This is a genomic window from Castellaniella sp. (assembly GCF_049650445.1).
Taxonomy (GTDB): Bacteria; Pseudomonadota; Gammaproteobacteria; order Burkholderiales; family Burkholderiaceae_B; genus Castellaniella.
In genome coordinates this window covers 90113-97573 of sequence record NZ_JBASAD010000024.1, presented here as the reverse complement: position 1 = coordinate 97573, position 7461 = coordinate 90113, and the positions used below count along the sequence as shown (strand labels likewise).

Genomic DNA, 7461 nt, shown 5'->3' with positions numbered 1-7461 from the left:
GGACGATCGAGCTGCCGGCCGACAAGGAAATGGTGCTGCCCGGTGACAACATCTCGATCGAGGTCAATCTGATTGCCCCGATCGCCATGGAAGAAGGTCTGCGCTTCGCCATCCGCGAAGGCGGCCGTACCGTGGGCGCCGGCGTCGTCGCCAAAATCATCAAGTAATTGATGGATCGGCGGGGGGAACATCCCCCGCCCCTTTCGTTCTTTAGGGATTCCCATGAAAAGCCAGAAAATCCGCATCCGCCTGAAGGCATTCGACTACAAGCTGATCGACCAGTCCGCCGCCGAGATCGTCGAGACGGCCAAGCGCACCGGCGCCGTGGTTCGTGGTCCCGTGCCGCTGCCCACGCGCATCCGTCGCTACGACGTGCTGCGTTCGCCGCACGTCAACAAGACCTCGCGCGACCAGTTCGAGATGCGTACGCACCAGCGTCTGATGGACATCGTTGATCCCACCGACAAGACCGTGGACGCCCTGATGCGTCTGGATCTGCCGGCCGGCGTGGACGTCGAGATCGCTCTGCAGTAATCCCCGCCCGAGCCGCCTTGCGGCTTGTCCGGACCAAACCGCGCTGCCTTCTAGGCAGGGCGGTTTTTTCATGTTATGATTAAGGGCTTCGTCGTCCATTTTGGTTTTTTAAAAATCGGATGACGGGTTTTACTGTATTACAGCCCCGGCCAATCGCAGTCGGGATCGAAAACTGTGGGGAAACACCCCCCGGAGAAAACAATGTCGAATTCGACACCTACGCCCGCGGCCTGGCGCCTCGGGCTTGTGGGGCGCAAGGTTGGCATGACCCGCATCTTTACCGAGGAAGGCGAGTCCATCCCGGTCACGGTGCTGGACGTGTCCAACAACCGCGTCGCCCAGGTCAAGACGCCTGAAATCGACGGCTATGCGGCGGTTCAGCTTGCCTATGGCGAGCGTCGTGCCTCCCGCGTGGCCAAGGCTCAGGCCGGCCACTACGCCAAGGCCGGCATCGAAGCCGGTTCCATCCTCAAGGAATTCCGCCTGGACCCCACCCGCGCCGCCGAATTTACGGCCGGCGCCGTGGTCACCGTGGAGTCCGTGTTCGAAGTCGGCCAGCAGGTCGACGTCACCGGCACCACCATCGGTAAGGGTTTCGCGGGCACGATCAAGCGCCACAACTTCGGCTCCCAGCGTGCTTCGCACGGCAACTCGCGTTCGCACCGCGTGCCGGGCTCCATCGGTCAGGCCCAGGATCCGGGCCGCGTCCTCCCCGGCAAGAAAATGTCCGGTCACATGGGTGATGTCACCCGCACCGTCCAGAACCTGGACGTCGTGCGCGTGGACGCCGAGCGTGGCCTGCTGCTGGTGAAGGGTGCCGTCCCCGGCCACAAGAACGCCGACATCGTCGTGCGCCCCGCCGTCAAGGCGACGCCCAAGAAAGGAGCCTAATCATGGAACTCAAGCTCCTGAATGATCAGGGTCAGTCCTCGGCCACCGTAGCTGCCGCCGACGAGATCTTCGGCCGCGATTTCAACGAAGCCCTGGTTCACCAGATCGTCGTGGCCTATCAGGCCAATGCCCGCATGGGCAATCGCGCTCAAAAGAGCCGCGAGACGGTCAAGCACTCCACCAAGAAGCCCTGGCGCCAGAAGGGCACCGGCCGCGCCCGTTCCGGGATGACTTCCTCGCCGATCTGGCGTGGGGGTGGCCGTGCGTTCCCGAACTCGCCGGACGAAAACTTCAGCCACAAGGTCAACAAGAAGATGTACCGCGCCGGTCTGCGCGCGATCTTCTCGCAGCTGGTCCGCGAAGACCGCCTGGCCGTGGTCGAAAGCTTCACCCTCGAAGCCCCGAAGACCAAGCTGGCTGCCGCCAAGCTCAAGGATCTGGGCATCGCTGAACCCGTCCTGATCATCACTGATGCCCTGGACGAAAACGTCTATCTCGCGACGCGCAACCTGCCCAACGTGGCGGTCATCGAAACGCGCTACGCCGATCCGCTGTCCCTGGTCCACTACAAGAAAGTGCTGATCACCAAGCCGGCGATCGCCCAACTCGAGGAGTTGCTGGGATGAATGCCGAACGTCTGATGCAAGTCATTCTGGCGCCCGTCGTGACTGAAAAGTCCACGATGATCGCTGAAAAGAACAACCAGGTCGCTTTCCGCGTCGTCGCCGACGCCACCAAGCCGGAGATCAAGGCCGCCGTTGAACTGCTGTTCAAGGTCGAGGTCGAGTCCGTGCAGGTTGCCAATCGCAAGGGCAAGGAAAAGCGCTTCGGCCGTTTCATGGGCCGTCGCCGCAACGAGCGCAAGGCCTATGTCTCGCTCAAGGCCGGGCAGGAAATCGACTTTACGGAGGTGAACTAAAATGCCGCTGATTAAAGTCAAGCCGACGTCCGCCGGCCGCCGGGGCATGATCAAGGTCGTGCACCCTGAGCTGCACAAGGGCCCGGGCTACGGCCCCCTGCTCGAACCGCAATCGCAGAACTCCGGTCGCAACAACAACGGTCACATCACCGTGCGCCACCGTGGCGGCGGTCACAAGCAGCACTACCGTGTCGTCGATTTCCGTCGCAACAAGGACGGCATCGTCGCCAAGGTCGAGCGCCTGGAATATGACCCGAACCGCACGGCGCACATTGCGCTGCTGTGCTACGCCGACGGCGAGCGCCGCTACATCATCGCTCCGCGCGGTCTGGAAGTGGGTGCCACGGTCGTGTCTGGTTCGGATGCCCCCATCCGCGCCGGCAACACGCTGCCGATCCGCTCCATTCCGGTGGGTTCCACGATCCACTGCATCGAGATGCTGCCCGGCAAGGGTGCCCAACTGGCCCGTTCGGCCGGCGCGTCCGCCGTGCTGATGGCCCGCGAAGGTGTCTACGCTCAGGTCCGCCTGCGCTCCGGCGAAGTCCGCCGTGTTCATATCGATTGCCGCGCCACCATCGGTGAAGTCGGCAACGGCGATCACAGCCTGCGCCAGATCGGCAAGGCCGGTGCAGTGCGCTGGCGTGGTATCCGCCCGACGGTCCGTGGCGTTGCCATGAACCCGGTGGATCACCCGCACGGCGGCGGCGAAGGCCGCACCGGCGAAGGCCGCGAACCCGTCAGCCCGTGGGGTACTCCCGCCAAGGGCTACCGGACCCGTCGTAACAAGCGGACGGACAATATGATTGTCTCCCGTCGCAAGCGCAAATAAGGGGCGAACACTATGTCACGTTCGATCAAGAAAGGCCCGTTCGTCGATGCGCATCTGATCAAGAAGGTCGATGCCGCCGTCGGGGGCAAAGAAAAGAAGCCGATCAAGACCTGGTCGCGCCGTTCCACCATCCTGCCCGAGTTCATTGGGTTGACGATTGCCGTGCACAACGGCCGCCAGCACGTTCCCGTGTACATCAACGAGAACATGGTCGGTCACAAGCTCGGTGAATTCGCCCTGACGCGTACCTTCAAGGGACACGCGGCTGACAAGAAGGCCAAGAGGTAAGCCATGGAAACTACCGCAATCATCCGCGGCGTCCATATTTCCGCGCAGAAGACCCGCCTGGTGGCAGATCTGATCCGTGGGAAATCCGTGGCGCACGCCCTCAACATCCTGACGTTCAGCCCCAAGAAGGCCGCCGGCATCCTGAAAAAGGCGCTGGAATCGGCCATTGCCAATGCCGAACACAATGATGGCGCCGACATCGACGAACTGAAGGTCACCACGATCTACGTCGACAAGGCTCAGTCGATGAAGCGGTTCTCCGCGCGCGCCAAGGGCCGCGGCAACCGTATCGAAAAGCAGACCTGCCACATCGTGGTCAAGGTCGGGGCGTAAGGAGTCGCAATGGGACAGAAAATTCACCCGATTGGGTTCCGCCTCGCGGTCAATCACAACTGGACTTCTCGCTGGTATGCGAACGACAAGGTCTACGGCAGCATGCTCGCCGAAGACATTCGCGTCCGTGAATACCTGAAGAAGAAACTGAAATCGGCTTCCGTGGGCCGCGTCATCATCGAGCGCCCCGCCAAGAACGCCCGCATCACCGTGTACTCGGCCCGTCCGGGCGTGGTGATCGGCCGTCGCGGCGAGGACATCGAAACGCTGAAGGCCGACCTGCAGCGCCTGATGGGCGTGCCCGTGCACGTCAACATCGAGGAAATCCGCAAGCCGGAAACCGACGCGCAACTGATCGCCGACTCGATCACCCAGCAGCTCGAAAAGCGCATCATGTTCCGCCGCGCCATGAAGCGCGCCATGCAGAACGCCATGCGTCTGGGTGCTCAGGGCATCAAGATCATGTCTTCGGGCCGTCTGAACGGGATCGAAATTGCCCGTACCGAATGGTACCGTGAAGGCCGTGTGCCCCTGCACACCCTGCGCGCGAACATCGACTACGGCTTCTCGGAAGCGCAGACGACCTACGGCATCATCGGGGTCAAGGTCTGGGTCTACAAGGGCGACATGCTGCCCAACGGCGAAATGCCCCCGGAAACCGCCGCCCCGCGTGACGAAGAACGCCGTCCGCGCCGTGCGCCGCGTGGCGATCGTCCTGGCCGTCCTGGTGACAACCGTGGCCGTGGCCGTGGCCCGCGCCGTGATGCTGCTGCTCCGGCGCCTGAAGGAGAATAAAACATGCTGTCACCCTCTCGCAGGAAGTACCGCAAGGAACAGAAAGGCCGTAATACCGGCCTGGCCACGCGTGGCGCTCAGGTTTCCTTCGGCGAGTTCGGTCTGAAGGCCACGGGTCGTGGCCGCCTGACCGCTCGCCAGATCGAAGCCGCCCGTCGTGCCATCAACCGTCACATCAAGCGCGGCGGCCGTATCTGGATCCGGATCTTCCCGGACAAGCCCATCTCGCAAAAACCCGCCGAAGTCCGGATGGGTAACGGTAAGGGCAACCCGGAATACTGGGTCGCGGAAATTCAACCCGGCAAGGTGCTGTACGAAATGGAAGGCGTGAGCGAAGAACTCGCACGCGAAGCTTTCCGCCTGGCCGCCGCCAAGCTGCCCATCAGCACGACCTTCGTGTCGCGCCGCGTGGGCGCCTAAGAGAGATCAGGATATGAAAGCCAGTGAACTGCGCGCTAAAGACGCCGCCGGGCTCCAGACCGAGCTCGAGAGTCTGCTGAAGGCACAATTCAACCTGCGCATGCAGCGTGCCACCCAGCAGCTTTCCAACACCAGCCAGTTGGGCAAGGTGCGTCGCGATATCGCGCGCATCCGTACCATCATGACTGAGAACGCAGGAAAGTAACATGACTACCGAAACCCAGAAAGACACCACCAAGCGTCAGCGTACGCTGGTCGGCAAGGTCGTCAGCAACAAGATGGACAAGTCCGTCGTTGTCAGCGTCCAGACCCGTGTCAAGCACCCTGTGCTGGGCAAGTTCGTCAACCGCACCGCGAAGTACAAGGCGCATGACGAAACCAACCAGTACAACGAAGGCGACACCGTCGAAATCGCCGAAGGCCGCCCCATCTCCAAGTCCAAGTCCTGGACGGTGGTGCGCCTGCTCGAGGCCGTGCGCATCATCTGATGCCGCATCGGGGGCGACGGTTCCGCCCGCCGCCCATCGACCCCGCACGGCGCTGGCCGTGCACCCCGGACCCCGCCTCGTGCGGGGTCTGTTCGTTTGTGTGGCTGCGCAACCAGCCGATGGTATGGTGGCGATTGACGATGCCGGCATCCGGAGAACGCCCATGAAAACATCCCCTCTCTTGCGCTGGTTCGGCCTGAGCCTGCTTGGCCTGCTGGCCGCTTGCGCGGCGCCGCAACAGTCCACGACACCGACAGCGGATGCCGCATCAGCGGCCGTCTACACCCAGGCAGCATCGGTGACCCAGGCCGCCGCCGCAGCCTACGATACCGGCCTGGACATCTTCCACCCGGTTGCCGCACGGCACGGCATGGTGGTGTCGGAACAGGCGCTGGCCACACGCGCCGGCCTGGAGATCCTGCAAGCGGGCGGCAATGCCGTCGATGCGGCGGTGGCGGTTGGCTTCGCCCTGGCGGTGACGCTGCCCAACGCGGGCAATCTGGGCGGGGGCGGCTTCATGATGGTGCACGAGGCGCATGGCGGCGGGGATCATGCCCTGGACTTCCGCGAGAAGGCACCGGCTCGGGCGACGCGCGACATGTACCTGGACGCGAACGGCCAGGTGGCGGATGGCCGCTCGCTGCACACGCACCAGGCCGTGGGCGTGCCGGGCACGGTGGCCGGCCTGACGCATGCGCTGGCACGGTGGGGTTCGCTGCCCCTGTCTCGGGTCATGGCGCCCGCCATCCGCCTTGCGCAACGGGGCTATCCGGTCAGCCCGACGCTGGCGGACGCGCTGGCAAACAATGCCAGACCCATGGGCCAGTGGCCGGCGACGCGCGCGATCTTCTGGCGCGATGGCCGTCCCCTGCAGGCCGGCGAACGGCTGATCCAGCGCGACCTGGCGCGGTCCTTGCACCTGATTGCCCAGCGCGGGGCCGACGCTTTTTACCGGGGGCCGATCGGGGACAGGATCGCCGCTGAAATGGCGCGTCATGGCGGCCTGATCACAGCGCAGGACCTGGCGGGCTACCGCGCGGTCGAACGTCCGCCCATCCTGGGCGACTATCGGGGCTATCGGATCGTGACCATGCCGCCGCCCAGCTCCGGCGGCATCCATCTGGTGCAGATCCTGAACATGATGGAAGCCTGGCCCGTTGCCGATTGGGGCGCCGGCGGTGCCCGGACCCTCCACCACATGGCCGAGGCCATGAAACTGGCCTACGCCGATCGCGCGCAGTATCTGGGGGATACGGATTTCGTGACGGTGCCCGTGGCCGGCCTGGTGTCCAAGGCCTACGCCCGGCATCTGGCCGCAGGCATTGAAGCGGACCGTGCCCGACCGGCGGCCGAGATCCGTTCCGGCCAGCCGCAGCCTTACGAAAGCGACCAGACTACGCATTTTTCCGTGGCAGACGCGGCGGGTAACGCGGTGGCCGTCACCTATACGCTGAACACGAACTTCGGCAGCGGCATCGTGGCCGATGGCACCGGTATCCTGCTGAACAACGAGATGGATGACTTTTCCGCCAAGCCGGGGGTGGCCAACGTCTACGGCCTGACGGGCGGCGAGGCCAACGCCATCCAGCCCGGCAAGCGCCCGCTGTCTTCCATGACGCCCACCATCGTGTTGCGGGACGGCCGGCCCTGGCTGGTGACCGGCAGCCCGGGCGGGGCACGCATCATCACCACCGTACTGGAAACCGTGGTCGATGCCATCGACTTCGGCATGAACCCCGCCGAGGCCGCCGCCCAGCCGCGTTTTCACCATCAGTGGCAGCCCGATGAACTGCGGGTGGAAAAGGGCTTCAGCCCCGATACGCTGGCCTTGCTGCGCGGCTACGGGCACCGCGTCGCCGTCAAACCGGCCATGGGGCGCACGCAGACCATTCTGATCCGTGACGGGATGCTGTACGGCGCCTCGGACCCTCGCAATCCGGACGGCGCCGCACAGGGGTACTGAG

12 protein-coding genes and 1 pseudogene are annotated in these 7461 nt (G+C 64.2%); all 13 read left to right on the top strand.

The genetic code is table 11. The features are described from left to right. Positions 1 to 167 (top strand): annotated as a pseudogene (locus tag WA983_RS08565) (elongation factor Tu); the annotation flags it as partial. A 55-nt stretch (positions 168 to 222) separates the two neighbouring features. Beyond that, on the top strand, positions 223 to 534 hold the full coding sequence (rpsJ, locus tag WA983_RS08560; protein WP_291771496.1) for a 30S ribosomal protein S10: 312 nt from the start codon (positions 223 to 225) through the stop codon (positions 532 to 534). 201 nt (positions 535 to 735) lie between these two features. After that, complete coding sequence (gene rplC / locus WA983_RS08555; protein WP_424248529.1) at positions 736 to 1425, top strand: 50S ribosomal protein L3; 690 nt, start codon at positions 736 to 738, stop codon at positions 1423 to 1425. Between the two features lie 2 nt (positions 1426 to 1427). Next, entirely contained in the window at positions 1428 to 2051 is a 624-nt protein-coding gene (gene rplD, locus WA983_RS08550; RefSeq protein ID WP_424248531.1) for a 50S ribosomal protein L4, read from the top strand. Beyond that, entirely contained in the window at positions 2048 to 2344 is a 297-nt protein-coding gene (gene rplW, locus WA983_RS08545; RefSeq protein ID WP_043679002.1) for a 50S ribosomal protein L23, read from the top strand. Before rplD ends, rplW begins: the two co-directional genes overlap by 4 nt. A 1-nt stretch (position 2345) precedes the next feature. Next, positions 2346 to 3173: a 50S ribosomal protein L2 gene (rplB, locus tag WA983_RS08540; RefSeq protein WP_424248533.1), complete on the top strand. Its 828-nt coding sequence runs from the start codon at positions 2346 to 2348 to the stop codon at positions 3171 to 3173. Between the two features lie 12 nt (positions 3174 to 3185). Further along, positions 3186 to 3461 (top strand): 30S ribosomal protein S19, encoded by a 276-nt coding sequence (gene rpsS, locus WA983_RS08535; RefSeq protein ID WP_066454635.1) that lies wholly within the window; start codon positions 3186 to 3188, stop codon positions 3459 to 3461. A 3-nt stretch (positions 3462 to 3464) separates the two neighbouring features. Beyond that, entirely contained in the window at positions 3465 to 3794 is a 330-nt protein-coding gene (gene rplV, locus WA983_RS08530; protein WP_424248535.1) for a 50S ribosomal protein L22, read from the top strand. Between the two features lie 9 nt (positions 3795 to 3803). Then, entirely contained in the window at positions 3804 to 4589 is a 786-nt protein-coding gene (rpsC, locus tag WA983_RS08525; RefSeq protein WP_424248537.1) for a 30S ribosomal protein S3, read from the top strand. Between the two features lie 3 nt (positions 4590 to 4592). After that, positions 4593 to 5009 carry a 50S ribosomal protein L16 gene (gene rplP, locus WA983_RS08520; RefSeq protein ID WP_269356089.1) on the top strand — a complete coding sequence of 139 codons (417 nt, stop codon included), beginning with the start codon at positions 4593 to 4595 and terminating at the stop codon, positions 5007 to 5009. Between the two features lie 13 nt (positions 5010 to 5022). Then, a complete protein-coding gene (rpmC, locus tag WA983_RS08515; protein ID WP_043678987.1) occupies positions 5023 to 5214 on the top strand; it encodes a 50S ribosomal protein L29 in 192 nt (63 codons plus the stop codon). Between the two features lies 1 nt (position 5215). Continuing rightward, positions 5216 to 5497: a 30S ribosomal protein S17 gene (gene rpsQ / locus WA983_RS08510; RefSeq protein ID WP_424248539.1), complete on the top strand. Its 282-nt coding sequence runs from the start codon at positions 5216 to 5218 to the stop codon at positions 5495 to 5497. Positions 5498 to 5660: 163 nt separating this feature from the next. After that, complete coding sequence (gene ggt, locus WA983_RS08505) at positions 5661 to 7460, top strand: gamma-glutamyltransferase (RefSeq protein WP_424248541.1); 1800 nt, start codon at positions 5661 to 5663, stop codon at positions 7458 to 7460. Position 7461 lies beyond the last annotated feature (1 nt).

What these genes read in the sequence shown, in the direction of transcription:
- rpsJ (WP_291771496.1), top strand. Translation starts at nt 223, where the DNA reads ATGAAAAGCCAGAAAATCCGCATCCGCCTGAAGGCATTCGACTACAAG.
- rplB (WP_424248533.1), top strand. Translation starts at nt 2,346, where the DNA reads ATGCCGCTGATTAAAGTCAAGCCGACGTCCGCCGGCCGCCGGGGCATG.
- rpsQ (WP_424248539.1), top strand. Translation starts at nt 5,216, where the DNA reads ATGACTACCGAAACCCAGAAAGACACCACCAAGCGTCAGCGTACGCTG.
- rplW (WP_043679002.1), top strand. Translation starts at nt 2,048, where the DNA reads ATGAATGCCGAACGTCTGATGCAAGTCATTCTGGCGCCCGTCGTGACT.
- rplV (WP_424248535.1), top strand. Translation starts at nt 3,465, where the DNA reads ATGGAAACTACCGCAATCATCCGCGGCGTCCATATTTCCGCGCAGAAG.
- rplC (WP_424248529.1), top strand. Translation starts at nt 736, where the DNA reads ATGTCGAATTCGACACCTACGCCCGCGGCCTGGCGCCTCGGGCTTGTG.
- rplP (WP_269356089.1), top strand. Translation starts at nt 4,593, where the DNA reads ATGCTGTCACCCTCTCGCAGGAAGTACCGCAAGGAACAGAAAGGCCGT.
- rplD (WP_424248531.1), top strand. Translation starts at nt 1,428, where the DNA reads ATGGAACTCAAGCTCCTGAATGATCAGGGTCAGTCCTCGGCCACCGTA.
- rpsS (WP_066454635.1), top strand. Translation starts at nt 3,186, where the DNA reads ATGTCACGTTCGATCAAGAAAGGCCCGTTCGTCGATGCGCATCTGATC.
- rpsC (WP_424248537.1), top strand. Translation starts at nt 3,804, where the DNA reads ATGGGACAGAAAATTCACCCGATTGGGTTCCGCCTCGCGGTCAATCAC.
- ggt (WP_424248541.1), top strand. Translation starts at nt 5,661, where the DNA reads ATGAAAACATCCCCTCTCTTGCGCTGGTTCGGCCTGAGCCTGCTTGGC.
- rpmC (WP_043678987.1), top strand. Translation starts at nt 5,023, where the DNA reads ATGAAAGCCAGTGAACTGCGCGCTAAAGACGCCGCCGGGCTCCAGACC.